The following is a 25,877-nucleotide window of genomic DNA, read 5'->3' on the forward strand; positions in this document are numbered from 1 at the left end:
TCCGTCAATCGACTTCCAGGCGCCGTGGAGCTCATCAGGCACGAAAAGGACTTTGCATGAAGAAACGTTGGCGTCCCGTGCGGGCGTCGCGCAACCGGTCTGGCGAGCCCATACGCACCCGGAGCCGCACCGCCTTGCGCGGCACAACTACCGGACTGCTGCCGCTCGCCCTCGCGGCTGGGCTACTCGGCGCCTCGCCCGCCACAGCGGCTGACGACGACTCGCACTCTTTCCTTGGCCGCGGGCCGGTGGTCGAGTACTGGCGCACCGGTGGCAGTGGTGTCAAGGAAGCTGCCGAGCGGGCGCTGCTCGGCGGTGACGACGAGATCCGCGCGTTCCTCCACGACAGGCCGGCTCTTCAGGCCGTGGATGACCGGGTGGATGTCAGCCGGATCGTCAACGCCGGTGGACCGGCGGTGCGTGAAGCCGCGAAGGCCGCGCTCGGGTCTCAGAAGCCGGATGACGTGGCCGCGTTCCTGCGTGACGGGTGGAAGGCTCCCCTGGAGCAGGACCGGCGCGTCGAGGCCTCCAGGGTCATCAATCTCGGTGGCCCCGGGGTCAAGGAGGCGGGCAAGGCGGCGTTGCAGGGTTCGCCGGAGGACGTGGCGAAGTTCCTCGACGAGGGCCAGTACTCGGCGCGTGAGACGGACAACCGGGTCGAGGTCTCGAAGCTGATCAACTCGGGTGGCCCGGCGATGAAGGCGGCCGGGAAGGTCGCCTTGCAGGGGACGCCGGACGACATCGTGGAGTTCCTGGAGGTCGGGCAGTTCACCGCGCGCAACCGTGACCAGGAACACGCCACCATCGCGCAGCTGACCGAGCAGGCCAAACAAGCCGGCGCGCAGGCCGATGACGCCACGAAGCGCGCGCAGGAGGCGTCGGCGAAGGCGGTCGTGGCCTCTGCGCTGGCCAAGGAGGCGGCACAGACGGCGGCGAAGGAGACCGCAGCCGCGAAGAACGACTCGCGCACGGCCGCGTTCAAGGCGGGACAGGCGGCTGATGCGGCACGGGCCGCCGCCGACGCAGCACAGACCGCGATCGGCGCGGCGAACGCCGCCGACCGTTCGGCGCGTATCGCGGCGCTGGCCGCCGCGCAGACCGCCGCGGCGGCGACCGCTGCCGCCAATGCGGCCGGAGCCGCCTACAAGGCCGCAGCCGACGCGGCCACCGACAAGAACAAGGCCGGTGCGGCCCGGGACGCTGCCAAACAGGCCCGTGCCGCCGGGCTTCTGGCGAAGTCGTCCGCGGCCGCCGCCGAGCAGGCCCGCAGAGCCTCATCAGCCGCAGGGGCCGCCGCCGAGGCGTCAATGAGTGCGATCAGCGACGCGAACGCGGCCGCCGACGCGGCCGACGAGGCCAGCCGTGCCGCGGATGCCGCGGGTGTTCACTCCGCCGAGGCCCGGGCGGCCGCGGCCGAGACGCGCCGTCACGCCCGCGAGGCGAACCGGGCGGCAAATGCGGCCGTGGCGCTGGCCAAGGAATCCGCCCAGGCCGCCTCTGACGCCCGGGACGCGGCGAACTCAGCGGCCACACACGCCGAGAACGCGGCGGATGCGGCGGACGAGGCCGCCAAGCAGGCGGGGAAGGCCACGAACGCGGCCAACGAGGCCGCCAAACAGGCCGCCAAGGCCAAGGAAGCCGCCGACACCGCGACCAAGGCCGCTGCCACCGCCCACACGGTGTTCACCATCGCCCGCAAGACCGAGGCCGAGGACCTGGCCACCCGGACAGGCGCAGCGATGGAGGCCGCGCAGTCGCAGAAGGACGCCGCCGACACCTTCACCTCCCAGCTGGCGAAGATCGCCCTGGAGGACAAGCGGATCGGCGAGGACACCGCGGCCCTCGCCGCCGAGGCCGGCAAGCCCGGAGCCGATACCAAGGCCGTCGCCGCCAAGGGCCGCGCCGTGGCGCTGCGCGCGCTGAAGCAGTACGGCTCCTGGCGCCAGGAAGCCGCCGCCCAGGCGCTGTCCGGCGATGACACCGCGATCCTGGACTACTTGCGCACCGGCGCTGAGCAGGGAGAGACGGACGAGATCCGCCAGCAGGTCGGCGATCTCGCCGAGACCAGCCCGTACGAGAGCGTCCGCAGCGCTGCCGGGGATGCGGTGCAGGGCAGCGACGAGCAGGTCCGGGACTTCTACACCACCGGCCAGTACACGGTGGCCACCGCCGACTACCGGGTGCTCGTCTCTCGGATCAACAACGCCGGGGGCCCGGCCGTCAAGGACGCCTCCAAGGCCGCCCTGGCCGACGGCAGCCCGAAGGCGATGACGGGCTTCCTCAACGGCGGCCAGTACCAGGCCCGCAACCAGGACGAGCGGGTACTGGCGTCCAAGCTGGTCAACGACGGCGGACCGGAGGTCAAGGCAGCCGCGAAAACAGCGCTGACCGGCCCCGCCGACCAGCTGCACGAGTTCATACAAGTCGGCCAGTACATGGCCGACCGCAAGGACAAACTCACCCAGACCCACACCGCGCAGATGCAACGGCTGCTCGACGAGGCCGACGGCGTCGCCGCCCACGCGCGCAAGGACAGCGCCCTGGCGGCCAAGGCCGCCGCGGACGCCAGACACGCAGAGACCGAAGCCAAGAAGGCGGCGGCCGAGGCACAGCAGAACGCCGACCAGGCAGACAAGTACGCCGCCAGCGCCAAGAAATCCGCCGACCGCGCGCAGACCAGCGCCGACCAGGCAGCCTCCTCCGCCAGGACCGCCCGCAACGCCGCCGACCGAGCCGACCAGGACGCTGCCGACGCCGGCGAATCCGCCGCCCAGGCAGAATGGTCCGCGTCCTACGCGCGTGACTCGGCCTACGCCGCCAACGACGCGGCCACGGAAGCCCAGTGGTCTGCGATCTACGCAGGCAAGAGCGCCGCTGAAGCCAAGACCGCTGCCTCCCAGGCCTGGTCGGACGTGGTGACCAAGCGCCGCGCGGAAGAGGCCGTGCTCCGCAAGCAGGTTGAGGAGCAGCTCAAGCAGCAGCGCGAGAAAGAGAAGAAGGCCAAGGACAACAAGCGCTGCATCGCATACATGTCCCGGGACAACCTCCCGCCCTGCGGACTGGCCGGCCAGCCTGTCGAACTGCCCCAGGCATCCCCGGACCTGGCCAAGCTCCTGCTGAAGGGCGGCATGGAGGTACTCGGCGTCAACGAGCTCCTGGAGTGCGCCAAGAACCCCACCCTCGGGCAGTGCACCCTCGCCGTGGCCGGCGTACTCCCCATCGGCAAACTGAAGCTGTTCAAGAAAGCCGCTGACGGCGTCGAGGACATCGCCAAGGCCTCCCGCGCCGCAAAGGCCGCAGAGAAGTGCCTGCAGTGTTTCCTCGCCGGAACCAAGGTGCTCATGGCCGACGGCTCGACCAAGAACATCGAGTCCGTCAAGGCCGGCGACTCCGTCACCGCCACCGACCCCCTGACCGGAGTCACCGGGCCGCGGACCGTGACCGACACGATCGTCACCGAGCACGACAAGCACTTCGACGAACTGACCCTGGACACTGGCCGCGGTAGCGAACACCTCACCGCCACCAACGAACACCCCTTCTGGTCACCCTCCTCCCGAACCTGGGTAGAGGCCGGCCAACTGCGCGCAGGATCGACCCTCCGGACCGTCGACGGCACCACGGTCACCGTCCGACACAACCGCTCCTTCGAAAAGAGCGCGCGGACATACAACCTCACTGTCGCCGATCTCCACACGTACTATGTGCTGGCGGGCGAGACGCCGGTCCTGGTGCACAACAGCAACTGTGGTGTGACCATTGATGACGGCAAGTGGGACTACTTCTTCGGGCGCGTTAACTCCAACCCGCACAATGCGGAAAGGTCAGCCCAGAACGCCTATCAGCTGGAATCCATCGGAATCCGTGACAACGCTGCGGGGCGCGAAGCGCTGACCGGGCACTTCAACGAGGCGATGAGGAGTGGGGTCGTGGAGACTTACGTGAATCCGAAGTCTGGACTCACGAACATTCGAACGGAGTCACTCCTTTACGGTCCGCGCGGGGCTCTCCTGATTCGCGCTAACTTTGAAGTGACAGACAATGGAGTACGGCTCACTACAATGATCCCTATCGGAGGGAGGGGCTATGGCAAGTGACGTCATGGAGATTCCAGAGGATCTGGATTTCCTCGAAGTGCTTGGTGCGACCCCTGAGCCTACGGAACACGACCCTGATGTGTGGCGAGTCGAGGCTCCGGCAGGTGCTGCTGGCGAGCTTGTGGCACTGAGCTTCGACATCGGCGCAAGGTCTGTACGTTTGACCAGGGAGTCGATGGGCGAATGCGATATCGAAATCTATCGTGAACAGGTGGAGCGTATTCTCCTGTACTCGCGAGACGAGGAGCGCGGCATCGTTATCGAAGTGGGTGTCCCTGGCTTCAGGTGCGAACTTAGGGTCGTCATTTCTCCCAGATTTCGTCTAGTGGACCCCATGCTATATCTGGGACGTTAGCGAGTGCCCCTGGCGCGCATTCACTGAAGTGAGGTTTTCTCGACTCGACTCCTATCAATCCTAAAGGCAGGATTGTCGAGTAGGTCGCCTCACTGACATCCACAAAACAGAAGCCTCGTCAGGGCCTGGCGGGGCTTCTGTGTGGGTTGACGGCCCTCCCAGGGGAGGACGTGGCCAAGCGCGCTCGATCGAGTCCGTCGCGGCGGCGATGCCGAGGCGCCACGCCGATGAACGACGAGCGCTCGCTGGTGCGCCGGGCGTGCTACCCAAGCTGTCTCCGGGCGTATCCCTGTCCGCGCCTGAGGGAAAGAGGGTCAAGTTTCCTGGTCCCGGCAGACGATTCGGCACAGAAGCCAGCGTCCGGCCCTCACTTGGATCCGCCCACAAGGCTTGCCCTTCACCCGGAGCTAAGGACGCACAGAGTCATCAAAAAAAGGGGCACCTCCCCTCGACCCGAGCGGTTCGCCAGTCCCTTTCAGTATCGCGGATAGATGCTTCACCCGTCGTTGAACATGTCCGCACCCGTATAAGCCAGCATGTGCGCGAGCTCGTGCTCCACGATGTGCGGCAGACTCGCCACGCCTTCAGGGAAGAACCAGAAATGCCCCAGCTCGATGTGGCTCAATGTCCTGAAGCTGCACACGGATTCGGCAGCGTCCCAGCAGCCGAGTCGGGAGCCGGCCACGGCCAGGGTGATGCGTTCCAAGCCGTGCTCGGTCGCGAAGTCCGTGACGCGGGCTTCGACCTTGCGTATCTGCTCCGCCTCGGCCGCCATCGCGACCTCGTGCGGCTCCCACACACGGTTGCGGTACACATCCCAGGTCATCTGCCGGCGCCATAAAGCCGTGATCCCCGAGTTTCCAAGGCACCGAACTCCAGAGCGGCGTGCAGCCCCCCGGCAAAGTCACAGCCGACAGGACCTGGACCCGGTCCCGCAGAGGGTGGCTCGGGCTGCGTGGACATGGTGCTTCAGATCGGCGTTCAACAACTCGCCGGGATTCAGTTCGGGGCTGTATCCGGGCATCAGGTGCAGTTCGACGCGCTCGGCGTTTGCGGTGAGCCGGGCCCGGACAGCTGGGCTGCGGTGGACCGGGTACGGGTCGGCGATCACGTGGACCTCGAGGCCGGCGCGCCGGGCGAGACGGTCGAGAAACGCGCAAAACATCTGTGAGGTGAACTTGCCCAGTGGGCTTGAGTCGTCTGTTTCGACGCACAGCCGCAGCGATCCGAGACCACGTAGTGTCATGGTGGCGATGCTACGGATAGGTGGTCGATACCCAAGCAAAAGGACGCTGGCTCTCCAGATCGAGCACAGCCGCTCGGCCCGGGGTCTCGCCGGCATGATTTTCACCCGGAACGACCGCGCGGGGGAGGGCAAGCTGTCCTCCCGGCTCGGCCTGGTCACCGACGCAGTGGAGGTCGAGGACGACCAGGACCTGTACGCGTACATCGTCGACCACCTCTCCCACGGCGGCCGGGTGGACTACGTGATCGCGGACGAGGCGCAGTTCCTCGCGCCCGGCCAGATCGACCAGTTCGCGCGCGTGGTGGACGATCTCGGCCTGGACGTGTACGCCTTCGGGATCACCACGGACTTCCGCTCCAAGCTCTTCCCCGGCTCGCAGCGACTGGTCGAGCTGGCCGACCGCATAGAGGTGCTCCAGGTGGAGGCGCTGTGCTGGTGCGGCGCCCGGGCCACGCACAACGCCCGCACGATAGGCGGCGCGATGGTCGTCGAGGGCGCCCAGGTGGTCGTCGGCGACGTCGACCAGTCCGGCGGCGAGGTCGGCTACGAGGTGCTGTGCCGCCGCCACTACCGGCGCCGGATGACCGCTGCGTCGGCCCGCGCGGCGGCCCTGTCCCCGGACGTCCTGCCGGTCCCGCCCGCCTGAGCCGGCCCCGGGGGGCGTGCTCAGTGCGGCTCCTGGATCAGCGAGAACTCCGCGCCCTCCGGGTCCGCCACCGTCGCCACGCGCCCGTGCGGGCTGTCCCGCGCCGGCCGGACGACCCGGCCGCCCAGCTCCGTGACCTGCCGCAGCGTCAGATCGGCGTCGGCGACCTCGAAGTACGTCCGCCAGTGCGACCCCCGGTCCCGGGGCAGACCGTGGCCCACGCCGTGCAGCCCGGCGACCGGCCGGCCGTCCAGGTGCAGGGTCACGTAGTCGAAGTCGGCGGACACCACCGGCTCCTCCTCGTAACCGAACACGGTCGCGTAGAACTTGGCGACGCTCTCCGTCTCGTACGTCACCAGCTCGTTCCAGGCCGGTGTGCCCGGCACGCCGGTGAGTGCCGTGCCGAGGTGCGCGGAACCCTGCCAGATGCCGAACACCGCCCCGGAGGGGTCCGAGGCGATCGCCATCCGCCCGGCCTCGGCCGCGTCCAGCGGGCCGACCGCCACGGTGCCGCCGCACAGCCGCACCGTGTCCGCCGTGCGGTCCACGTCGTCCGAGGCGAAGTACGGCGTCCAGGCGATCGGCAGCCGGCGGTCCGGCGGCAGCTGGCCCATTCCGGCCACTTCCCGCCCGTCGAGCACCGCCCGCACGTACGGGCCGAGCTGCTGCGGGCCCGGCCGGAACTCCCAGCCGAACAGCTCGCCGTAGAACTCCTCGGTGGCGGCCAGCCCGTGCGCCATCAGGCTCACCCAGCAGGGTGTGCCGGGCGCGCGCCGCGCGTGCGGCCGGGCCGGCTCCCGTGCCTCGGTCATCGATCACTCTCTCCCCGGCCCCTCGCGGTGGCCGTGTCGCTTCCGCTCCCCGGACGGGGTGCCCACGCCGACGGCGGGAACGCCCGTGCCGGTGCCCGCATCCTCCACTCCGCCGCGGGCGATACCGCGCCGCCGCTCGGCGACACCTCCGGGAGGATGCCCGTTCTGCCGACTATCGGCGCTTCCTGACGGTGGCCGGGGGGTGTCCGTCGGCTGTACAGCACGTGCTCGATCCCGCACTCCTCGTGATCGAGCCTGTCCGGCCGAGCAGAGTAGCCGGACCTGGACGCCGCGGCCACCCCTGGCGTATGCATGGACGCCATGAACGTCATCATCACCGCAACCGACCTCGCACACGAGCTGTCCGGCGAGCGCCCGCCGGTACTGCTGGACGTGCGCTGGCAGCTGAGCACGGCCAAGGCGGCGGGCGCGCCGGCCTTCGACGGGCGGGCCGAGTACGCGGCCGGGCACATCCCGGGCGCGGTCTTCGTCGACCTGGACCGGGAATTGGCCGGAGTGCCCGGGGCGAGCGGCCGGCATCCGCTGCCGGACCTCGGGGAGTTCGGCGCCGCGATGCGCCGCGCGGGCGTGTTCGCGGACCGGCCGGTCGTCGTGTACGACGGCGGCCAGGGCTGGGCGGCCGCGCGCGCGTGGTGGCTGCTGCGCTGGACGGGTCACCCGGACGTGCGGGTCCTGGACGGCGGATTGCCCTCCTGGGCGGGCGAACTGTCCACGCAGGTACCGGATCCGGCCGAGGGCGACTTCCGTCCGGCACCGTCCGCCACCGGCCGGCTGGACGCGGACGAGGCCGCGGCCCTGGCCCGCACAGGCGTGCTGCTGGACGCCCGCGCGGGGGAGCGCTACCGCGGTGAGGTGGAGCCGATCGACCGCGTCGGCGGGCACATTCCGGGTGCGCTGTCGGCGCCGACGACCGAGAACGTGGGTCCGGACGGCCGCTTCCTGCCCGCGGCCGAACTGCGCGACCGTTTCAAGGCCTTGGGCGTCGCCGAGGACGCCGAGACGGGCGTCTACTGCGGCTCGGGCGTGTCCGGCGCCCACGAGGTCCTCGCGCTGGCCGTGGCGGGCATCCCGGCGGCCCTGTACGTCGGTTCCTGGTCCGAGTGGTCCTCCGACCCGAACCGCCCGGTGGCGGTGGGGGCTGACCCGCAGTAGCGAAAGGCCTTTCGGGCGGTGAAAAGTGGGGGCACGCACGCGTGCCCCCACTTCTGCTGTACGGCTCTGGCTACTCCTGCTTCTTGCGGCGCGTGCCGAACACGATCTCGTCCCAGCTCGGGACGGCGGCGCGACGGCCGGGGCGGACGCCGTCGGCCTCGGCCTGGCGGTCGGTGGCGCCCACGAGCCGGTCGCGGTGGCTGCCGACCGAGCGGGGCATGAGGACGTCCGCGTACGCCGAACCGGCCGAGGCGGCGGGCGCCGGCGGCTCCTCCGCCTCCGGTTCGTCGACGGGCTCCTCCGGCACCTCCTCCCGGCGCTCCGGGACGACCAGGTCGCCCCGGAAACTCGGGACGGCCTCCAACAGGCTGGTGAGCGAGTCGCGTTCGCCCGTCGACGCCGTGGAGGCGGGCTCCTCGGCGGGTTCGGACGGCGGCGCGGGCAGGCTCGGCCGCTCCCGGTCGCGGTCGACCCGTTCGAGGGCGCGGTCCATCGAACGCTCGCGCGGCAGCCGGGCGATGCGCGGGACGAACGGGAAGCTCGGCTCCGGTACGGCCAGATCGTCGGACTCGCCGATCAGCGAGCGAGCCTCGTCGTCCACGGCCTGTACGAGCCGCCGGGGCGGGTCGTACGTCCAGCTCGCCGAGTGCGGCTCGCCCGCGACCCGGTAGACGAGGAGCACCTCCCAGGTGCCGTCGTCACGGCGCCAGGAGTCCCACTGCACGCTGTCCTTCTCGGCGCCGCGCAGCAACAGCCGCTCCTGTACGGCCTCGCCGAGCAGTGGACCGGAGTTCTCGCCGGGACGGCGGACCGGGGTCTTGCGGGCGCGCTCGGCCATGAAGGCACGCTCGGCCAGCACGGGCCCCTCGAAGCGCCGTACCCGGTCGACGGGGATGCCGGCGAGCTGCGCGACCTCCTCCGCGGTGGCACCCGCGCGTATCCGCGCCTGGATGTCACGGGGCCTCAGATGGCTCTCGACCTCGATCTCGATCTGGCCGAGGCGGGGCCGGTCGCCGCGCACGGCGGCGCGAAGGCGCTCGTCGATCGGAAGGGTGTACTCCGTTGCGTCGGCAGCTTTCAGCACCAGCCGTGTGCCGTCATTCGAGACGGCCACGACACGCAGTTCGGGCATGGGGACCTCCCGGGTGGTGCCTGCCGACGTCACGTGCGTCGCTGCTTCCGCTAGTCGAGTGTGGCCTGCCCGGGTGCAGCCTGCCACAACCTTGCCGAGTTGCCCGGCGTGTCGGGCACGGGCCCTGGGCCGCCGTTATGGCACGGTGACCGTTCGCAACGCTAAGTGACCAACTCCGTCACCCTGTGCAACTTGCCCCCTCCCGGCGGTCCTGCAAGGCCCCGGACATCCTGGTGGGAGACCGGACCCAGGGCTCGCAACAGTACTCCATTTGGACCATGTGCGTGGATGGGCGCGCCGCCCAACTTCCGGCAAGGGCGGCCGCGCGGCTCCCGGCAAACGGTTTCGCCGATCACGAACGTGGCGAACTTCACGTAATCCCCAGAAGCGGAACTAATGGTTTCCGCTGTACGTCCCTTTCTCATGCAATCGATGGATCAATGTCGTCAATGTCGTCCATGACGCCAGGTGCGTCATCACGTAGGGGAAGGGCAGGCAAGTTCCGGGTATGCGTGAAACGCCCGAAGGGGTCCGCGTGGACGCGCGCCGGCGGATCGACCTGAACGTCCCCCAGGTCGCGGGCAGCGCCCTGGCGGCGGTCGTGGCGGCCAAGCTGGCGTCGTACTTCGGTGTGTACGGCACGATCCTCGGTGCGGGAGTCGTCAGCGTCGTCGCCACCTGTGGCGCCACCCTGTTCCAGCACTTCTTCAAACGCACCGGGGAGCAGCTGCGGGACGCGACGGTCGCGCCCCGCCCCCGGGAACAACTGGCACCGGGGCCGGGCGAGTTCACCGAGGGGACCGTCTACCGCGCGCGCGTGAAGAGCTGGCGGCGGCCGGTGGTCGCGGCCGCCGTCGTGTTCGGCGTGACGATGGCCGGCATCACGACGTACGAACTGGTCTCCGGCAGCAGCCTCAGCGGCGGCACGGGCACGACGGTCAGTGACGCGGTCGGCGGCCGGGGCGCGTCCGCGTCCCACCTCGAGCGGTCCGATTCCGATGTCCCCTCCGGCGGGCCGGCGACGCCCTCGGACGGGCGGTCCCACGGGCACGCGCCCGGTTCCGGCGGGAGTACGGCGCCCGGCGGAACGCCGACGCCCGGCGACTCGCCGAGCGGGCGGCCGAGCGAGGGCTCCGCCACTCCGACGCCCACGCCCAGCGGGTCCGCCGCGACGCCTACGCCCCCAGAACCCTCCGCACGTAGTCGTTCTGGAACAGCCGATCCGGGTCAAGGCGGTCCCTCAGCGCAGTGAACTCGCCGAAACGCGGGTACACGCGCGTGAAGTACTCGGCGTCCCGCGTGTGGACCTTGCCCCAGTGCGGCCGGCCCTCGTGCGCGGTGAAGATGCGCTCGGCGGCGGTGAAGTAGGCCTGGTACGGCGTGCCCCGGAACATGTGGACGGCGATGTAGGCGCTGTCCCGGCCGGAGGCGGTGGACAGGGTGATGTCGTCGGCCGGTGCCGTGCGGACCTCGACCGGGAAGCTGACGCGCAGGCCCGAGCGGTCGACCATGTCCTTCAGCTCACGCAGCGTCTCCGTCAGGGCCGCGCGGGGCACCGCGTACTCCATCTCCACGAAGCGCACCCGGCGCGGCGAGGTGAAGACTTTGTAGGGGATGTCGGTGTACGTCCGGGCGGACAGCGCCTTGCTGGAGATCTGCGCGATCGCGGGGATGGTCCGGGGCACCGCCCGGCCGACCCACTGGGCCGCCTGGAAGACGCCGTTGGAGAGGAACTCGTCCTCGAACCAGCCGGCCAGCTGCCCCACCGGCTGCTCCGGGCCGGCGCTGCGGTTGTTGCGCTTGGTGTTGGTGTTGCCGGTGTGCGGGAACCAGTAGAACTCGAAGTGCTCGTTCTCGGCCCAGAGTTGATCGAACTCAGCGAGCACCCGCTCGAACGGCATCGGTTCCTCCCGCGCGGTGAGCAGGAAGAGGGGCTCCACGGCGAACGTGATCGCGGTGACGACGCCCAGGGCGCCGAGACCTATTCGGGCCGCGGCGAAGACGTCGGGATTCTCCTTCTCGGAGCAGCGGAGTACCGAGCCGTCGGCCGTGACCAGTTCGAGTCCGGTGATCTGCGCCGCGATCGAGGCGGACTCGCGCCCGGTGCCGTGGGTGCCGGTGCTGGTGGCGCCGGAGACGGTCTGCTCCATGATGTCGCCCATGTTGGTGAGCGACAGGCCCTCGCGCGCGAGGGCGGCATTGAGACGCTTGAGCGGGGTGCCCGCCTCCACCGTGACCGTCATGGAGTCCCGGTCGAGGGTGCGGATACCCGTCAACAGTTGAGGGCGGATCAACACACCGTCGGTGGCCGCGATCGACGTGAACGAGTGCCCCGTACCGACCGCCTTGACCTTCAGGCCGTCCTCACGGGCCCGGCGCACCGCCTCGGCCAGCTCCTCCACCGAGGCCGGTGCGACCTGCCGGGCGGGCCGGGCGGCGACGTTCCCGCCCCAGTTACGCCAGGTGCCGTTCTTCCCGCTCGCTGTGCTGCTCAACGGTGCCTCCCCCGAGGCCGGCCTGCGCAGCCGGCGGTACCCGAGGAAACCGACCGCGACCGCGACGGTCCCGGACACGGCCGGAACCCCGTACCCGGCGCGCGCCCCGGCTGCGTCGATCACCCAGCCGGCCACGGACGAGCCGAGCGCGACGCCGACCGCGAGGCCGGTGCTCACCCAGGTCATGCCCTCGGTCAGCTTCGCGCGAGGTACGTGCTCTTCGATGAGGGACATCGTCGTGATCATCGTCGGTGCGATGGACAGCCCCGCAACGAACAGCGCCACGGCCAGAAGCGGCAGGTTTCCGACCAGTAGGAGGGGGATCATACTCACGGCCATCGCCGACACGCCCAGCAGCCAGCGACGTTCCGGCGCCCCGGAGAACCGCAGCAGCCCGAAGACCACCCCGGCCGCACAGGAACCGGCCGCGTACAGCGCCAGCACGATGCTCGCGGCTCCCTTGTGGCCGCGCTCGTCGGCGAAGGCGACGGTCACCACGTCCACCGCCCCGAAGATCGCGCCGGTCGCCGCGAAGGTGGCCACCAGCACCTGGAGTCCGGGCGAGCGTAGGGCGCTGCCGCCGCCGTGGCGCTCACGCGGGTGCGGCTCGGGCTCCGTGGCCCGCTGGGCGGTGAGCCAGAAGACGCCGAGAGCCAGGAAGCAGGCGGCCAGCAGCGGTCCGGCCTCCGGGAACCACGTCGTGGACAGCCCGATGGAGATGATCGGGCCGAAGATGAAGCACACCTCGTCCACGACCGACTCGAACGAGTACGCCGTGTGCAGCTTCGGGGTGCCCCGGTACAGGGCCGCCCAGCGCGCCCGGACCATCGCGCCGAGGCTCGGCACGGAGCCGATCCCGGCGGCGCACACGAACAGCACCCAGTCCGGCCCGCGCAGCTGCGCGGCGAGCAGCAGCCCGGCCGCCGCCGTGAGCGCGACCAGGGTCGCGGGGCGCAGCACCCGGCGCTGCCCGTGCCGGTCGACCAGCCGGGAGATCTGCGGCCCGACCGCCGCCGCGGACAGCGCGATGGTGGCCGACAGTGCGCCCGCGAGGCCGTACCGACCGGTCAGCTGCGAGACCATCGTGACCACGCCGATACCCATCATCGACAGCGGCATGCGGCCGAGGAATCCCGCGGTGGAGAACGCCTTCGTGCCGGGCTCGGCGAACAGGGCGCGATAGGGGCTGGGCACGTGGTCTCCGGGACGGCTCGTAAGGTCCGAATGCGGCTGACACAGCTTACGGACGAGGCGACCCCGAGCGCACCCGGATATCGCCACTGAAATCCACGGGAAAAACCGCCCTAAACCTGCTGGAACCCGACTCGTCACCCCGTCGTTCCCCGGCTGTCAGTGCCGGGTGGCATGATCGACTCATGCCAGACGCGCTCGATGCCACCCCGTACGACGCCCTGCTCCTGCTCTCCTTCGGCGGCCCCGAAGGCCCCGACGACGTGGTCCCCTTCCTGGAGAACGTCACGCGCGGGCGGGGCATCCCGAGGGAACGCCTCAAGGAAGTCGGACAGCACTACTTCCTGTTCGGCGGGGTCAGCCCCATCAACGACCAGAACCGCGCCCTCCTGGACGCCCTGCGCAAGAACTTCGCCGAACACGGCCTGGACCTGCCGGTCTACTGGGGCAACCGCAACTGGGCGCCGTACCTCACGGACACGCTGCGCGAGATGGTCGCCGACGGCCGTCGCCGCGTCCTCGTGCTCGCCACCAGCGCCTACGCCTCCTACTCGGGCTGCCGGCAGTACCGCGAGAACCTCGCCGACGCGCTGGCCGCGCTGGCGGCCGAGGGCCTGGAGCTGCCGAAGATCGACAAGCTGCGGCACTACTTCAACCACCCCGGCTTCGTCGAGCCCATGATCGACGGCGTGCTGCGCTCCCTCGCCGATCTCCCCGAGGACGTCCGCGCGGGCGCCCACATCGCCTTCACCACGCACTCCATCCCGACCTCCGCCGCCGACACCTCCGGCCCGGTCGAGACGCACGGCGAGGGCGGCGCCTACGTCGAGCAGCACCTGGACGTGGCCCAGCTGATCGCCGACGCGGTCCGCGAGCGCACCGGCATCGATCACCCCTGGCGGCTCGTCTACCAGTCCCGCTCCGGCGCCCCGCACATCCCGTGGCTGGAGCCGGACATCTGCGACCACCTGGAGGAGCGGCACGCGGCGGGCGTCCCGGCCGTCGTCATGGCCCCCATCGGCTTCGTCTCCGACCACATGGAGGTCCTCTACGACCTCGACACCGAGGCCACGGCCAAGGCCGAGGAGCTGGGCCTGCCGGTGCGCCGCTCGGCCACGGTCGGCGCGGACCCCCGCTTCGCCGCCGCCGTCCGCGAGCTGGTCACCGAGCGTGCCGCCGTGGAGCGCGGCCAGGAGGTCACCCCCTGCGCCCTGGGCGCCCTCGGCCCCAGCCACCACCTCTGCCCCGTCGGCTGCTGCCCGGCCCGCGCCCCGCGCCCGGCCGCCGCGGGTGCCGACAGCCCCTACGCGTGAGGAGCCCCGTGACCGACGCCCTGCACCGGGATCTGCTCGAGCTGGCCCAGGAGGCCGCCCGCCGCGCCGGAGAGCTGCTGCGGGACGGCCGCCCGGCCGACCTGGCGGTGGCGAGGACCAAGTCCAGCCCGATCGACGTCGTCACCGAGATGGACATCGCGGCCGAGAAGCTGATCACCGATCTGATCTCCGGCCGCCGCCCCGACGACGGCTTCCTCGGCGAGGAAGGCGCGGCCGCCCCGGGCACGAGCGGCGTCCGCTGGGTCATCGACCCGCTCGACGGCACCGTCAACTACCTGTACGGCCTGCCGACCTGGGCGGTGTCCATCGCCGCGCAGCAGGACGGCGAGACCGTCGCCGGGGTCGTCGCGGCGCCGATGCGCGGCGAGACGTACCACGCCGTGCTCGGCGGCGGAGCCTGGGCGACCGGCGCCTGGGAGGGCGAGCGGGCGCTTGCCTGCCGCCCCGCGCCCCCGCTGGAGCAGGCGCTGGTCTCCACCGGCTTCAACTACGTCACCGAGGTCCGCGCCCACCAGGCCGAGGTGGCCGCGCGGCTGATCCCGCTGCTGCGCGACATCCGGCGCGGCGGCTCGGCCGCGATCGACCTGTGCGACGTGGCCTGCGGCCGGCTGGACGGATACTACGAGCGCGGGCTCAACGCATGGGACTTCGCCGCGGGCGACCTCATCGCCCGGGAGGCGGGCGCGCTGGTCGGCGGACGGGCGGGGGAGCGGCCCTCGCGGGAGCTCACCGTCGCCGGGTCGCCGGGCGTGTTCGAGCCGCTCCAGGGCCTGCTGGAGGACTTCGGCGCATGGCATGACTGAGCACGGCTGAGCCCGGTTCGACAGGAGCGCCCCACAGCGCGGCCAGAACGGACGGCCAGAACGGACGGGACCCCCGGTGCTGGATTCACCGGGGGTCCCGCCGTTGTGCTGCCAAGCCGGTCAGACGCGTGACGCGCCGACTTCCACACCGTGTTCGGCGGCGAGGCGTCGCAGGTCGTCGAGCTCTGCCTGCTCCACCTCCACGAGGAAGTCGTCGCCCTCGTCACGAGCCCGCGACAGGTCGGACTCGGTCGCCTTTATGCGCTGGAGAAGTCCTGCGGTGAAAGCGTCCATGCTGCGCCCCCTCGTCCTTGGGTCGTGGGTCGGTGGCACGGGGGTGTGCCGTCGGGAAAAGGGGCGATCACGGCCCTCGCGAGTGCCCAGCGCTGCCCTGCCGGGCGGCGACGGTGCCGGACACCCGCGCCCGCTCTGCGAGAAGCGGCGGCGGAGTACCGCATGGTGCTGCGGCACATGCAGAGCGTGATCGCGGGGTGTAAAGCCGTCCTCCCCCCGCTCCCTCACCCGGAAACCTCAACCGGAGGAGAAAATCTCGTATTCCTGCCCCGGGACGCCGATCCGTACGGTCCGCAACCCCGCCTTACAGCCGACTTACGGCCGAAAAGGGCAGGATGGAGGTCACACCCCACGAACACTCCTGCCCGCTCGCGCCCACGGTGTGCGACGGCGGGCGGACAGAGGAAGGACTGCGACGTGCGCGTACTCGTCGTCGAGGACGAGCAACTGCTCGCCGATGCGGTGGCCACCGGACTGCGCCGGGAGGCCATGGCCGTCGACGTCGTGTACGACGGTGCGGCCGCCCTGGAGCGCATCGGCGTCAACGACTACGACGTGGTCGTCCTCGACCGCGACCTCCCGCTCGTGCACGGCGATGACGTCTGCCGCAAGATCGTCGAGCTGGGCATGCCCACGCGCGTGCTCATGCTCACGGCGTCCGGCGACGTCAGCGACCGCGTCGAGGGCCTGGAGATCGGCGCCGACGACTATCTGCCCAAGCCCTTCGCCTTCAGCGAGCTGATCGCGCGCGTGCGCGCTCTCGGCCGTCGTACGAGCGTGCCCCTGCCGCCGGTGCTGGAGCGCGCCGGCATCAAGCTCGACCCCAACCGCCGCGAGGTCTTCCGCGACGGCAAGGAGGTCCAGCTCGCACCGAAGGAGTTCGCGGTCCTGGAGGTCCTGATGCGCAGCGAGGGCGCGGTCGTCTCGGCCGAGCAGCTGCTGGAGAAGGCCTGGGACGAGAACACCGACCCGTTCACCAACGTGGTCCGCGTGACGGTCATGACGCTGCGCCGCAAACTGGGCGAGCCACCGGTCATCGTCACCGTGCCCGGCTCCGGCTACCGGATCTGATCCCCGTGGCCGCGACCCCCGCCCCCGCTCAGGCGCCACCGAAGCCCACCTGGGACCCCAGGAGACCGCAGCCCCCGTTCCCCTGGCTGCGCCCCACCATCCGCATACGGCTCACGCTGCTGTACGGCGGCATGTTCCTGATCGCCGGCATCCTGCTGCTGTCGATCATCTACCTGCTGGCCGCACAGGCCATCAGCACGGGCAACCAGCCGCTGTTCAAGATCGTCAGCTTCCAGGAGCTGAAGGTCTCCAGCGACAACTGCCCTGCGATCAACACCACCAGCCTCTCGCTCGCGGACTTCAACCACGCGATCAGCCAGTGCGTCGACGGGCAGCGCCAGGCGGCCCTGGACGACCTGCTCAGCCGCTCGCTGCTGGCCCTGCTGGGCCTCGCCGTGATCGCCTTCGCGTTCGGTTACGCGATGGCCGGCCGCGTGCTGTCCCCGCTCGGCCGGATCACCCGCACCGCACGTCAGGTGGCCGGCTCGGACCTGTCCCGCCGGATCGAGCTGGACGGCCCGGACGACGAGCTGAAGGAGCTGGCGGACACCTTCGACGACATGCTGGACCGGCTCCAGCGCGCCTTCACCGCCCAGCAGCGCTTCGTCGGCAACGCCTCGCACGAGCTGCGCACCCCGCTCGCGATCAACCGCACGCTCCTCGAGGTGCACCTGTCGGACCCGGACGCGCCGGTCGAGCTCCAGCAGCTCGGCAAGACCCTGCTCGCCACCAACGAGCGCAGCGAGCAGCTGGTCGAGGGCCTGCTGCTGCTCGCCCGCAGCGACAACCAGATCGTCGAGCGCAAACCGGTCGACCTGGCCGAGGTCGCCACCCAGGCCGTCGACCAGGTGCACGCCGAGGCCGAGGCGAAGGGCGTGAAGATCCGCGGCGAGCGCAAGCCGGCCGTGGTGCAGGGCAACGGCGTCCTGCTGGAGCGGATCGCGCTGAACCTCGTGCAGAACGCGGTGCGCTACAACGTGGCCGAGGGCGGCTGGGTCGAGGTGACCACCGAGATCGAGCACGGGCAGGCGGTACTGACGGTCTCGAACACCGGGCCGGTGGTGCCCGCGTACGAGATCGACAATCTGTTCGAGCCCTTCCGGCGATTGCGCACGGAGCGTACGGGCAGTGACAAGGGGGTCGGCCTCGGCCTGTCGATCGTCCGGTCCGTGGCGCGCGCGCACGGCGGGCACATCGTGGCGAGGCCGCGTGAGGGCGGCGGCCTGGTGATGCGTGTCACCTTGCCGCTGTGATCCGTTGACACGCGCGGAGGGTGTTCGCTTTACGCGGAATTTTCCGGACCTCTTGCAAGGTTCTTGCTGTGTGATCAATCACATGGGCGGATTTTCAGCCATGCACCCTCCGTGATCATGACACATGGCAGAAAGCCGGGAAAGTCCGGGTTTTCGGGGCTCTTGATCACGGGAAGTACACGGTGAGGCGCCTTTGAGGTGCCCCATTCGGACCGTGTACGGTCCTCACCGCCATCCAAGCCGATCACACTTGAGGGGTCGGGTTGGGTGTCGATTGAGTAACAGACCTTGATGTGAGGCAAAATCTCCGCCTCAGGTCGGGCACAAGTCCGGCCTCTCACGCGTTACGTGCGCTGGAGACACCGCAGACACCCAGAGGGGGAGAGCGATATGGCAACCGATTACGACACTCCACGCAAGACCGACGACGATGTCGACTCCGACAGCCTTGAAGAACTGAAGGCCCGGCGGAACGACAAGACCTCCTCCACGGTGGACGTCGACGAGTTCGAGGCCGCCGAAGGCCTCGAACTGCCCGGCGCCGACCTTTCGAACGAGGAACTGGCCGTCCGGGTCCTGCCGAAGCAGCAGGACGAGTTCACCTGCATGAGCTGCTTCCTGGTGCACCACCGCAGCCAGCTGGCCCGCGAGAAGAACGGTCAGCCGATCTGCCGCGACTGCGACTGAGGACGGGTCGGCCATGACTGGCTCGACCCCTCCCCGGAAGCGCCGCTTCCCTGTGCGGAAAGCGGACTCAGGGCCGCTCGACGGCCCGCACGGCGCGCGTGAAGAAGAGCGGGGCTCATCCGGCAGGGGAGCCTCGCTCGCACCGGTGGACGACCGGGCCGACCACCCGGTACCGGTGCGGCGGCAGCCCGCGCCCGTCGCCCGACGGGCCGCGGTGGTGCGTGACAAGGCCCGGGACCTGGCCCGGGAAGGGGCCCGTAAGGGCGGCAGAGGCGCTCGCGCGGGGCTGGCGTACCTCGCGGACCGGATCATCGAGATCGCCCCTCGTGTCCCCGTACGCGACCTCGCGACCCTGCGCAGGCAGTTCCCCGGCCTCGGGCCCGAGGAGCTCGCCGACAAACTGGTGGCGGGAGCGGCGGCCGGGACCTCGACGGTCGGAGCCGGGGTCGGAGCGGCGGCGATGCTGCCGGTGCCGCCCGCCATGCCGACCGAAGTGGCCGCGGAGATCACCGGGGTCGCCGCGATCGAGCTGAAGCTCGTCGCCGAGCTCCACGAGGTCTACGGCGTACGCCCGCCGGGCGGCCTCAAGACCCGGAGTACCGCGTATCTGTCCTCCTGGTCGGGGGAGCGCGGGATCGACGTGCTGAAGCCGTCGACGTACGACGCGGCCCTGAGCGGCCACATGAAGCGCGAGCTCCGCCAGCGGATCATGAAGCGTGTGGTGCGCGACCTGCCCAACCTCATGCCGTTCATGGTGGGCGCGGCGGTCGGCGCGGTCATGAACCGCCGGGACACCAGAAAGCTCGCCGCCCGCATCCGCACCGACCTGCGCAAGATCCAGGTGCCCTGGGACGAGCTGCCGGAGCTGCCGCCCCTGGAGGAGCCGGAGACGCCCCTGAGAGGCCTCGAAGGACTCTAGGCGTCCGAGCCCTGGGCGTGCGCCGTCCGCGCCGCCTCGATCGCCGCCGCCAGCTGCTCCGGCTCCCGCGTGGACAGGTACAGGTACGGCGTCGGGTCCGCGGGGTCGGTGACCTCCACCCGCAGCGCCCCCGGGATGTAGGCGCGCAGCAGCAGGAACGCGCGCGTGTCGGCCTTGTACGTCCGCCAGGCGCGGGCCTCCTCCGCGTCCAGCACCTCCGACGTGCCCAGAGCGGACACCGGGATCTTCGCCTCGCCCGCGATCAGCGAGTCACCCACCACACGGATGCGCGGGGAGCCGTACGCACTGGCGACCACCGCCGCCGCGGCCGTACCGCCGACCAGGCCGCCGAGCAGCGGAAGCGTGCCGAACGGAAGCAGGATCAGGGCGAACGAGACGCCCACCAGGAAGCTGATGAACCACCACGAGCGGGGGGCGGTGAGGCGTTCTTCGTACGGCGTGGCGGAAAGCTGCATGAGGCCAAGCTTGGCACGGGATCCTGATGTGCCCGAAGTCAGGGCAGTCGGCGCGAAGCGCTGTCGAGCAGCGCGGTGGCGGGTGACGGGCGGGCGGGTAAGGTCTGCGCCTGTGAGTGGTAGTTCCGCAAGCCTTCGGCCTCCTGTCGACGCCTCGAAACCGGTACGGCACCCCGACGCGCCCGCGCCCGGGGAACTCCTCGGTGCCCACTACGAACACTGTTTCGGTTGTGGTCCCGGACAGCCGCACGGACTGCACCTGGAGGCACGGGCCGGCGAGGGCGTCTCGCTGACCGCCGAGTTCACCGTCCAGCCCGCCCACCAGGGCGCCCCGGGCCTCGCGCACGGCGGCGTGCTGGCCACGGCCCTGGACGAGACCCTCGGCTCGCTGAACTGGCTGCTGCGCACCATCGCCGTCACCGGCCGGCTGGAGACCGACTTCGCGCGCCCCGTCCCGGTGGGCACCACGCTCCACCTCGCGGCCGAGGTCACCGCCGTCGCCGGGCGGAAGATCTACTCCAGGGCCGTCGGGCGCATCGGCGGCCCGGACGGGCCCGTCGCCGTCCGCGCCGACGCCCTCTTCATCGAGGTGAAGGTCGACCACTTCGTCGACCACGGCCGCCAGGAGGAGATCCAGGCCGCCATGAACGACCCGGACCAGATCCGGCGCGCCCGCGCCTTCGAGGTGAACCCGTGAGCCCCAGCCCCCTCGACGTCCTGCTGCGGCGCGTCGACCCCGACGTACCGCTTCCGGCGTACGAGCATCCCGGCGACGCCGGGGCCGATCTGCGCACCACCGAGGCGTGCGAGCTGAAGCCCGGCGAGCGGGCCGTGCTGCCCACGGGAGTGTCGATCGCCCTCCCGGAGGGGTACGCGGCCTTCGTGCACCCGCGATCCGGCCTCGCCGCCCGCTGCGGTGTCGCCCTCGTGAATGCCCCGGGGACGGTTGATGCCGGGTACCGTGGGGAGATCAAGGTGATCGTGGTGAATCTCGACCCGCACGAGTCCGTGCGGTTCGAGCGCTTCGACCGGATTGCCCAACTGGTCGTCCAGCAGGTCGAGAGGGTCCGCTTCCAGGAGGTGGCGGAACTTCCCGGCTCGGCGCGGGCCGAAGGGGGCTTCGGGTCCACCGGTGGCCATGCCGCGGTGGGCGGCGAGAGCGGCACAAGCGGTCGGGCCGCCGCAGGCGGACCGACGGGTGGGAATCGATACGCTTCGGTCGTATCCGACCGGGAAGGACAGTGACGTGTTCGGACGTCGCAAGAAGAAGGGTGCCGCCGAGGACGCGGCCGGCGAGGCCGAGCAGGTCGTCGACAGCGTCGACACCGAGGCGGACGGGAACGAGGAGCCGGCCGAGCGCGTTCGGCTGGAGCCCGAGCCCCGGCCCGAGGGGCCCTGGGACAGCGAAGAGGTGAGCGACCCGGGCGAGGGCCGCGTGGACCTCGGCGGGATGTTCATCCCGGGCGTCGACGGCATGGAACTGCGGGTCGAGGTCGCCGGTGACGCGATCGTCGCCGCGACCGTCGTGCTGCGCGACAGCGCCGTCCAGCTCCAGGCCTTCGCCGCGCCCAAGCGCGAGGGCATCTGGGGCGAGGTCCGCGAGGAGATCGGGGCCGGCATCACCCAGCAGGGTGGCATCGTCGACGAGGTCGAGGGCCCCCTCGGCTGGGAGCTGCGAGCCCAGGTGCCGGTGCAGCTGCCCGACGGCACCGGCGGCTTCCAGGTCGTGCGGTTCGTCGGCGTGGACGGCCCGCGCTGGTTCCTGCGCGGCGTGATCTCCGGCCAGGGCGCTGTGCAGCCGCAGGCCGCCGGGCTGCTGGAGCAGATCTTCCGCGACACGGTCGTGGTGCGCGGCGAGGGCCCGATGGCGCCCCGCGACCCGATCGTCCTCAAGCTGCCCAACGACGCGCAGATGGTCCCCGAGGGCGTGCAGCAGGACGAGTCCCGCTTCTCGGGCGGCGTCGACCAGCTGCAGCGGGGGCCGGAGATCACCGAGGTTCGTTGACCGCGGCAGTTCTCGTACGGGCCGTGCCTTTGAAAGGCGCGGCCCGTTGTCACGGGGTCGTGCCCTACGGGGTGCCTCCCATCAGAATTGCGTCAAAGACCCCCCTTGACCCGGCTCTTGTCCCCTTTGTCCGCATCATTGGCCGTAAGGTCGACGCTGCGTAGGCAGCAGTCACCGGAAGACAATGGAGCCATGACACGCGGCAAACTTCGGATCTACCTCGGCGCGGCACCGGGTGTGGGCAAGACCTACGCCATGCTCTCCGAGGCACACCGCCGTGTGGAGCGTGGCACCGACTGCGTCGTGGCCTTCGTGGAGCACCACGAGCGGCCGCGCACCGAGGTGATGCTGCACGGGCTGGAGCAGATCCCGCGCAAGAAGCTGGAGTACCGGGACGCCGTCTTCGGCGAGATGGACGTCGACGCCGTGCTGCGCCGGGCGCCCGCCGTCGCCCTGGTGGACGAACTCGCCCACACCAATGTCCCCGGCTCGCGCAACGCCAAGCGCTGGCAGGACGTCGAGGAGCTGCTCGCCGCCGGGACCGACGTGATCTCGACCGTCAACATCCAGCACCTGGAATCACTCGGCGACGTGGTCGAATCGATCACCGGGGTACGCCAGCGCGAGACCGTCCCGGACGAGGTCGTCCGCCGGGCCGACCAGATCGAGCTGGTCGACATGTCCCCGCAGGCCCTGCGCCGCCGGATGGCCCACGGCAACATCTACCAGCCCGACAAGGTCGACGCGGCCCTGTCCAACTACTTCCGCCCCGGCAACCTCACCGCCCTGCGCGAGCTGGCGCTGCTGTGGGTGGCCGACCGGGTCGACGAGTACCTCAACGCCTACCGCAGCGAGCACCGGGTCTCCAAGATCTGGGGCTCGCGCGAGCGGATCGTGGTCGGCCTGACCGGCGGTCCCGAGGGGCGCACCCTGATACGCCGCGCCGCCCGGCTCGCCGAGAAGGGCGCCGGCGGCGAGGTGCTGGCCGTCTACATAGCCCGCAGCGACGGCCTTACCTCGGGCTCCCCGAAGGAGCTGGCCGTCCAGCGCACCCTCGTGGAGGACCTGGGCGGCACCTTCCACCATGTGATCGGCGACGACATACCGGCCGCCCTGCTCGACTTCGCACGCGGCGTCAACGCCACCCAGATCGTCCTCGGCTCCTCGCGCCGCAAGGCCTGGCAGTACGTCTTCGGGCCCGGCGTCGGCGCCACGGTCGCCCGGGAGTCCGGCCCTGACCTCGACGTCCACATCGTCACCCACGAGGAGGTCGCCAAGGGCCGCGGACTGCCCGTCGCCCGGGGCGCCCGGCTCGGGCGGGCCCGGATCGTCTCGGGCTGGCTCGCCGGACTCGGCGGCCCGGCCGCGCTCGCGGTGCTGCTGAACGCCGTCGACGTCGGCCTCGCCAACGACATGCTGCTCTTCCTGGGTGTCACGGTCGCGGCGGCCCTGCTCGGCGGTCTGCTGCCCGCCCTGGCCTCGGTGGCCTTCGGCTCGCTGCTGCTGAACTACTTCTACACACCACCGCTGCACAAGTGGACCATCGCCGACCCCAGGAACATCGTCGCCATAGTGATCTTCCTGTGCGTCGCGGTGTCGGTGGCCTCGGTGGTGGACCTCGCCGCCCGGCGCACCCACCAGGCCGCCCGGCTGCGCGCCGAGTCGGAGATACTCTCCTTCCTCGCCGGGAACGTGCTGCGCGGTGAGACCAGCCTGGAGGAACTGCTGGAGCGGGTCCGCGAGACCTTCGCGATGGAGTCCGCCGCGCTGCTGGAGCGCGCGGGCGACGTCGAGCCGTGGACCTGTGCCGGGCGCGCCGGATTCGGGCGCCCGCTGGAGCGGCCCGAGGACGCCGACGTCGACATGCCCGTCGGCGACCACATGGCGCTCGCGCTCACCGGCCGGGTGCTGCCCGCCGAGGACCGGCGCGTGCTCGCCGCCTTCGCCGCGCAGGCCGCCGTCGCCCTGGACCGCCGGCGCCTTCAGGAGGAGGCCGACCAGGCCCGCGCGCTCGCCGAGGGCAACCGCATCCGCACCGCCCTGCTCGCCGCCGTCAGCCACGACCTGCGCACCCCGCTCGCCGGCATCAAGGCCGCCGTCTCCTCGCTGCGCTCCGACGACGTGGCCTGGTCCGAGGAGGACCGGGCGGAGCTGCTGGAGGGCATCGAGGAGGGCGCCGACCGCCTCGACCACCTGGTCGGCAACCTGCTCGACATGTCCCGCCTCCAGACCGGCACGGTGACCCCGATCATCCGCGAGATCGACGTGGACGAGGTGGTCCCGATGGCCATGGTCGGCGTACCCGAGGACAGCGTCGAGCTGGAGGTCCCCGAGACGCTGCCCATGGTCGCGGTCGACCCCGGGCTGCTGGAGCGGTCCGTGGCCAACCTGGTCGAGAACGCCGTCAAGTACAGCCCGCGCGGCCGGCGGGTGCTCGTCTCCGCGAGCGCCATCGCCGACCGCGTCGAGGTCCGCGTGGTGGACCGCGGACCGGGCGTGCCGGACGAGGCGAAGGCCCGGATATTCGAGCCCTTCCAGCGCTACGGCGACGCTCCGCGCGGCGCGGGCGTCGGGCTCGGGCTCGCCGTCGCCCGGGGCTTCGCGGAGGCCATGGGCGGCACCCTCAACGCCGAGGACACGCCGGGCGGGGGACTCACCATGGTCCTCAGCCTCCGCGCGGCAGGATCACGTCCAGGAGCCCTCCCGACGGGCCAGGACCTCGCAGAACCAGAAAGGCAGACCCTATGACCCGGGTGCTCGTGGTCGACGACGAGCCGCAGATCGTGCGCGCCCTCGTGATCAACCTCAAGGCGCGCAAGTACGAGGTCGACGCGGCTCCCGACGGCCGTACCGCCCTCGAACTCGCCGCCTCCCGCCACCCCGACGTCGTCGTGCTCGACCTGGGCCTGCCCGACATGGACGGCGTCGAGGTGATCAAGGGCCTGCGCGGCTGGACCCGCGTGCCCATCCTGGTGCTGTCCGCCCGCCACTCCTCCGACGAGAAGGTCGAGGCCCTCGACGCCGGCGCCGACGACTACGTCACCAAGCCCTTCGGCATGGACGAGCTGCTGGCCCGGCTGCGGGCCTCCGTGCGCCGGGCCGAGCCGGCCGGGCCCGGCGAGGAGGACCTGACGACCGTGGAGACCGACGGCTTCACCGTCGACCTGGCCGCGAAGAAGGTCAACCGCGCGGGCAAGGACGTCCGGCTCACCCCGACCGAGTGGCATCTGCTGGAGGTGCTGGTCCGCAACACCGGCCGCCTCGTCAGCCAGCGGCAGCTGCTCCAGGAGGTGTGGGGGCCGTCGTACGGCACCGAGACCAACTACCTGCGCGTCTACATGGCCCAGCTGCGCCGCAAGCTGGAGACGGACCCCTCGCACCCGCGGCACTTCATCACCGAGCCGGGGATGGGATACCGGTTCGAGAAGTGAGGCGGTCGCGGTGAGCGGGGCTACGGCGGTGTCGGTGCGCCCCGGTACGCTTTCAGGTATGAGTGCTGTTCCCCGTTCCGAAAAGCCGGCAGGCCGGTTCCGGCGCATGCTCGACCGGCTGTCCTCGTCGCAGGAGGACCTGGAGTCCGAGGAACTGCGGGAAGACGCCCAGACCGCCGGCTGCACCAGGATCGGCGACTGCCAGGACCGGCAGATCGTCACCGTAACTGGTACCTTGCGCACGGTCACCCTGCGTCCGCGCGCCGGAGTCCCGGCCCTGGAGGCCGAGCTGTTCGACGGCTCCGCGGCGCTGGACGTGGTGTGGCTCGGCAGGCGTTCCATCGTGGGCATAGAACCGGGGCGCAAGCTGATCGCATCGGGCCGGATCTCGATGAGCCGGGGCCGCCGGGTGCTGTTCAACCCGAAATACGAACTGCGACCCCTCGGACGGGAGTAG

24 protein-coding genes and 1 pseudogene are annotated in these 25,877 nt (G+C 70.9%); 17 read left to right on the forward strand and 8 right to left on the reverse strand.

Annotation, left to right across the window (positions count from 1 at the left end; genetic code table 11):
- Positions 1–56 precede the first annotated feature (56 nt).
- Both BIV23_RS53285 and BIV23_RS49770 read left to right on the forward strand, forming a co-directional pair.
- Positions 57–4,097 carry a polymorphic toxin-type HINT domain-containing protein gene (locus BIV23_RS53285; protein ID WP_079173460.1) on the forward strand — a complete coding sequence of 1,347 codons (4,041 nt, stop codon included), beginning with the start codon at positions 57–59 and terminating at the stop codon, positions 4,095–4,097.
- Complete coding sequence (locus BIV23_RS49770; RefSeq protein WP_143076689.1) at positions 4,087–4,452, forward strand: hypothetical protein; 366 nt, start codon at positions 4,087–4,089, stop codon at positions 4,450–4,452. Before BIV23_RS53285 ends, BIV23_RS49770 begins: the two co-directional genes overlap by 11 nt.
- 496 nt (positions 4,453–4,948) lie before the next feature.
- Here the strand turns inward: BIV23_RS49770 and BIV23_RS29275 are convergent, their stop codons facing one another.
- Together BIV23_RS29275 and BIV23_RS53635 are read right to left on the reverse strand one after the other, a co-directional pair.
- Positions 4,949–5,278, reverse strand: coding sequence for a hypothetical protein (locus BIV23_RS29275; protein WP_071383993.1), 330 nt, complete (start codon positions 5,276–5,278; stop codon positions 4,949–4,951).
- A 78-nt stretch (positions 5,279–5,356) separates the two neighbouring features.
- Positions 5,357–5,794, reverse strand: coding sequence for a transposase (locus tag BIV23_RS53635; protein ID WP_079173469.1), 438 nt, complete (start codon positions 5,792–5,794; stop codon positions 5,357–5,359).
- Between BIV23_RS53635 and BIV23_RS29285 the strand changes: the two genes are divergently transcribed.
- Positions 5,697–6,344: a thymidine kinase gene (locus tag BIV23_RS29285; RefSeq protein ID WP_071383995.1), complete on the forward strand. Its 648-nt coding sequence runs from the start codon at positions 5,697–5,699 to the stop codon at positions 6,342–6,344. The genes BIV23_RS53635 and BIV23_RS29285 overlap by 98 nt on opposite strands.
- 20 nt (positions 6,345–6,364) lie before the next feature.
- On the opposite strand, the gene BIV23_RS29290 is transcribed toward BIV23_RS29285, so the two are convergent.
- Entirely contained in the window at positions 6,365–7,156 is a 792-nt protein-coding gene (locus BIV23_RS29290; protein ID WP_071383996.1) for a VOC family protein, read from the reverse strand.
- A gap of 321 nt (positions 7,157–7,477) precedes the next feature.
- On the opposite strand from BIV23_RS29290, the gene BIV23_RS29295 reads away from it, so the two are divergent.
- Entirely contained in the window at positions 7,478–8,329 is an 852-nt protein-coding gene (locus tag BIV23_RS29295) for a sulfurtransferase (protein ID WP_071384035.1), read from the forward strand.
- A gap of 70 nt (positions 8,330–8,399) precedes the next feature.
- Here the strand turns inward: BIV23_RS29295 and sepH are convergent, their stop codons facing one another.
- Positions 8,400–9,461 carry a septation protein SepH gene (gene sepH / locus BIV23_RS29300; RefSeq protein ID WP_071383997.1) on the reverse strand — a complete coding sequence of 354 codons (1,062 nt, stop codon included), beginning with the start codon at positions 9,459–9,461 and terminating at the stop codon, positions 8,400–8,402.
- Positions 9,462–9,969: 508 nt separating this feature from the next.
- On the opposite strand from sepH, the gene BIV23_RS29305 reads away from it, so the two are divergent.
- A complete protein-coding gene (locus tag BIV23_RS29305) occupies positions 9,970–10,713 on the forward strand; it encodes a hypothetical protein (protein ID WP_079173462.1) in 744 nt (247 codons plus the stop codon).
- On the opposite strand, the gene BIV23_RS29310 is transcribed toward BIV23_RS29305, so the two are convergent.
- Together BIV23_RS29310 and BIV23_RS50590 are read right to left on the reverse strand one after the other, a co-directional pair.
- The gene (locus BIV23_RS29310) at positions 10,637–11,956 is read right to left on the reverse strand and encodes a D-arabinono-1,4-lactone oxidase (protein WP_071384036.1); all 1,320 of its coding nucleotides are present in this window, start codon (positions 11,954–11,956) and stop codon (positions 10,637–10,639) included. The two genes, BIV23_RS29305 and BIV23_RS29310, sit on opposite strands and share 77 nt — an antisense overlap.
- A pseudogene (locus BIV23_RS50590) lies at positions 11,916–13,150 on the reverse strand (MFS transporter). The gene BIV23_RS29310 and the pseudogene BIV23_RS50590 overlap by 41 nt, the downstream one beginning before the upstream one ends.
- A 182-nt stretch (positions 13,151–13,332) precedes the next feature.
- Here BIV23_RS50590 and BIV23_RS29315 point away from each other — a divergent pair.
- Together BIV23_RS29315 and BIV23_RS29320 are read left to right on the forward strand one after the other, a co-directional pair.
- A complete protein-coding gene (locus BIV23_RS29315) occupies positions 13,333–14,460 on the forward strand; it encodes a ferrochelatase (RefSeq protein ID WP_071383999.1) in 1,128 nt (375 codons plus the stop codon).
- A gap of 8 nt (positions 14,461–14,468) precedes the next feature.
- Positions 14,469–15,284, forward strand: a complete 816-nt coding sequence (locus BIV23_RS29320) for an inositol monophosphatase family protein (protein WP_071384000.1) — start codon at positions 14,469–14,471, stop codon at positions 15,282–15,284.
- A gap of 120 nt (positions 15,285–15,404) precedes the next feature.
- Here BIV23_RS29320 and BIV23_RS50595 read toward each other — a convergent pair whose 3' ends face one another.
- Entirely contained in the window at positions 15,405–15,578 is a 174-nt protein-coding gene (locus BIV23_RS50595; RefSeq protein WP_167381439.1) for a hypothetical protein, read from the reverse strand.
- A 417-nt stretch (positions 15,579–15,995) separates the two neighbouring features.
- On the opposite strand from BIV23_RS50595, the gene BIV23_RS29325 reads away from it, so the two are divergent.
- The 4 genes from BIV23_RS29325 (at position 15,996) to BIV23_RS29340 (ending at position 19,508) form a co-directional block, all read left to right on the forward strand.
- Positions 15,996–16,649: a response regulator transcription factor gene (locus BIV23_RS29325; RefSeq protein WP_003993508.1), complete on the forward strand. Its 654-nt coding sequence runs from the start codon at positions 15,996–15,998 to the stop codon at positions 16,647–16,649.
- A 5-nt stretch (positions 16,650–16,654) separates the two neighbouring features.
- Positions 16,655–17,902, forward strand: a complete 1,248-nt coding sequence (locus BIV23_RS29330) for a sensor histidine kinase (RefSeq protein ID WP_071384001.1) — start codon at positions 16,655–16,657, stop codon at positions 17,900–17,902.
- Between the two features lie 390 nt (positions 17,903–18,292).
- The gene (locus BIV23_RS29335) at positions 18,293–18,589 is read left to right on the forward strand and encodes a DUF4193 domain-containing protein (protein WP_071374226.1); all 297 of its coding nucleotides are present in this window, start codon (positions 18,293–18,295) and stop codon (positions 18,587–18,589) included.
- Between the two features lie 13 nt (positions 18,590–18,602).
- Complete coding sequence (locus BIV23_RS29340; RefSeq protein ID WP_107471299.1) at positions 18,603–19,508, forward strand: hypothetical protein; 906 nt, start codon at positions 18,603–18,605, stop codon at positions 19,506–19,508.
- Here BIV23_RS29340 and BIV23_RS29345 read toward each other — a convergent pair.
- Complete coding sequence (locus tag BIV23_RS29345; RefSeq protein ID WP_071384002.1) at positions 19,505–19,984, reverse strand: DUF3093 domain-containing protein; 480 nt, start codon at positions 19,982–19,984, stop codon at positions 19,505–19,507. The two genes, BIV23_RS29340 and BIV23_RS29345, sit on opposite strands and share 4 nt — an antisense overlap.
- A gap of 112 nt (positions 19,985–20,096) precedes the next feature.
- On the opposite strand from BIV23_RS29345, the gene BIV23_RS29350 reads away from it, so the two are divergent.
- The 6 genes from BIV23_RS29350 (at position 20,097) to BIV23_RS29375 (ending at position 25,877) form a co-directional block, all read left to right on the forward strand.
- Complete coding sequence (locus tag BIV23_RS29350; protein ID WP_071384003.1) at positions 20,097–20,681, forward strand: PaaI family thioesterase; 585 nt, start codon at positions 20,097–20,099, stop codon at positions 20,679–20,681.
- Positions 20,678–21,229: a dUTP diphosphatase gene (gene dut / locus BIV23_RS29355; protein WP_071384004.1), complete on the forward strand. Its 552-nt coding sequence runs from the start codon at positions 20,678–20,680 to the stop codon at positions 21,227–21,229. Before BIV23_RS29350 ends, dut begins: the two co-directional genes overlap by 4 nt.
- Before the next feature lies 1 nt (position 21,230).
- A complete protein-coding gene (locus BIV23_RS29360; protein ID WP_071384005.1) occupies positions 21,231–21,989 on the forward strand; it encodes a DUF3710 domain-containing protein in 759 nt (252 codons plus the stop codon).
- 192 nt (positions 21,990–22,181) lie between these two features.
- Positions 22,182–24,737, forward strand: a complete 2,556-nt coding sequence (locus tag BIV23_RS29365) for a sensor histidine kinase (RefSeq protein WP_071384006.1) — start codon at positions 22,182–22,184, stop codon at positions 24,735–24,737.
- The gene (locus BIV23_RS29370; RefSeq protein ID WP_071384007.1) at positions 24,734–25,420 is read left to right on the forward strand and encodes a response regulator; all 687 of its coding nucleotides are present in this window, start codon (positions 24,734–24,736) and stop codon (positions 25,418–25,420) included. Before BIV23_RS29365 ends, BIV23_RS29370 begins: the two co-directional genes overlap by 4 nt.
- A gap of 58 nt (positions 25,421–25,478) precedes the next feature.
- On the forward strand, positions 25,479–25,877 hold the full coding sequence (locus tag BIV23_RS29375) for an OB-fold nucleic acid binding domain-containing protein (protein WP_079173464.1): 399 nt from the start codon (positions 25,479–25,481) through the stop codon (positions 25,875–25,877).

The sequence above is a fragment of the Streptomyces monashensis genome (assembly GCF_001866665.1).
GTDB classification, from domain to species: domain Bacteria; phylum Actinomycetota; class Actinomycetes; order Streptomycetales; family Streptomycetaceae; genus Streptomyces; species Streptomyces monashensis.

What these genes read in the sequence shown, in the direction of transcription:
- BIV23_RS29335 (WP_071374226.1), top strand. Translation starts at nt 18,293, where the DNA reads ATGGCAACCGATTACGACACTCCACGCAAGACCGACGACGATGTCGAC.
- BIV23_RS53635 (WP_079173469.1), bottom strand. Translation starts at nt 5,794, where the DNA reads ATGCCGGCGAGACCCCGGGCCGAGCGGCTGTGCTCGATCTGGAGAGCC.
- BIV23_RS29315 (WP_071383999.1), top strand. Translation starts at nt 13,333, where the DNA reads ATGCCAGACGCGCTCGATGCCACCCCGTACGACGCCCTGCTCCTGCTC.
- sepH (WP_071383997.1), bottom strand. Translation starts at nt 9,461, where the DNA reads ATGCCCGAACTGCGTGTCGTGGCCGTCTCGAATGACGGCACACGGCTG.
- BIV23_RS29370 (WP_071384007.1), top strand. Translation starts at nt 24,734, where the DNA reads ATGACCCGGGTGCTCGTGGTCGACGACGAGCCGCAGATCGTGCGCGCC.
- BIV23_RS29345 (WP_071384002.1), bottom strand. Translation starts at nt 19,984, where the DNA reads ATGCAGCTTTCCGCCACGCCGTACGAAGAACGCCTCACCGCCCCCCGC.
- BIV23_RS29375 (WP_079173464.1), top strand. Translation starts at nt 25,479, where the DNA reads ATGAGTGCTGTTCCCCGTTCCGAAAAGCCGGCAGGCCGGTTCCGGCGC.
- BIV23_RS49770 (WP_143076689.1), top strand. Translation starts at nt 4,087, where the DNA reads ATGGCAAGTGACGTCATGGAGATTCCAGAGGATCTGGATTTCCTCGAA.
- BIV23_RS53285 (WP_079173460.1), top strand. Translation starts at nt 57, where the DNA reads ATGAAGAAACGTTGGCGTCCCGTGCGGGCGTCGCGCAACCGGTCTGGC.
- BIV23_RS29275 (WP_071383993.1), bottom strand. Translation starts at nt 5,278, where the DNA reads ATGACCTGGGATGTGTACCGCAACCGTGTGTGGGAGCCGCACGAGGTC.
- BIV23_RS29295 (WP_071384035.1), top strand. Translation starts at nt 7,478, where the DNA reads ATGAACGTCATCATCACCGCAACCGACCTCGCACACGAGCTGTCCGGC.
- BIV23_RS29305 (WP_079173462.1), top strand. Translation starts at nt 9,970, where the DNA reads ATGCGTGAAACGCCCGAAGGGGTCCGCGTGGACGCGCGCCGGCGGATC.
- BIV23_RS29365 (WP_071384006.1), top strand. Translation starts at nt 22,182, where the DNA reads ATGACACGCGGCAAACTTCGGATCTACCTCGGCGCGGCACCGGGTGTG.
- BIV23_RS29340 (WP_107471299.1), top strand. Translation starts at nt 18,603, where the DNA reads ATGACTGGCTCGACCCCTCCCCGGAAGCGCCGCTTCCCTGTGCGGAAA.
- BIV23_RS29285 (WP_071383995.1), top strand. Translation starts at nt 5,697, where the DNA reads ATGGTGGCGATGCTACGGATAGGTGGTCGATACCCAAGCAAAAGGACG.
- BIV23_RS29290 (WP_071383996.1), bottom strand. Translation starts at nt 7,156, where the DNA reads ATGACCGAGGCACGGGAGCCGGCCCGGCCGCACGCGCGGCGCGCGCCC.
- BIV23_RS50595 (WP_167381439.1), bottom strand. Translation starts at nt 15,578, where the DNA reads ATGGACGCTTTCACCGCAGGACTTCTCCAGCGCATAAAGGCGACCGAG.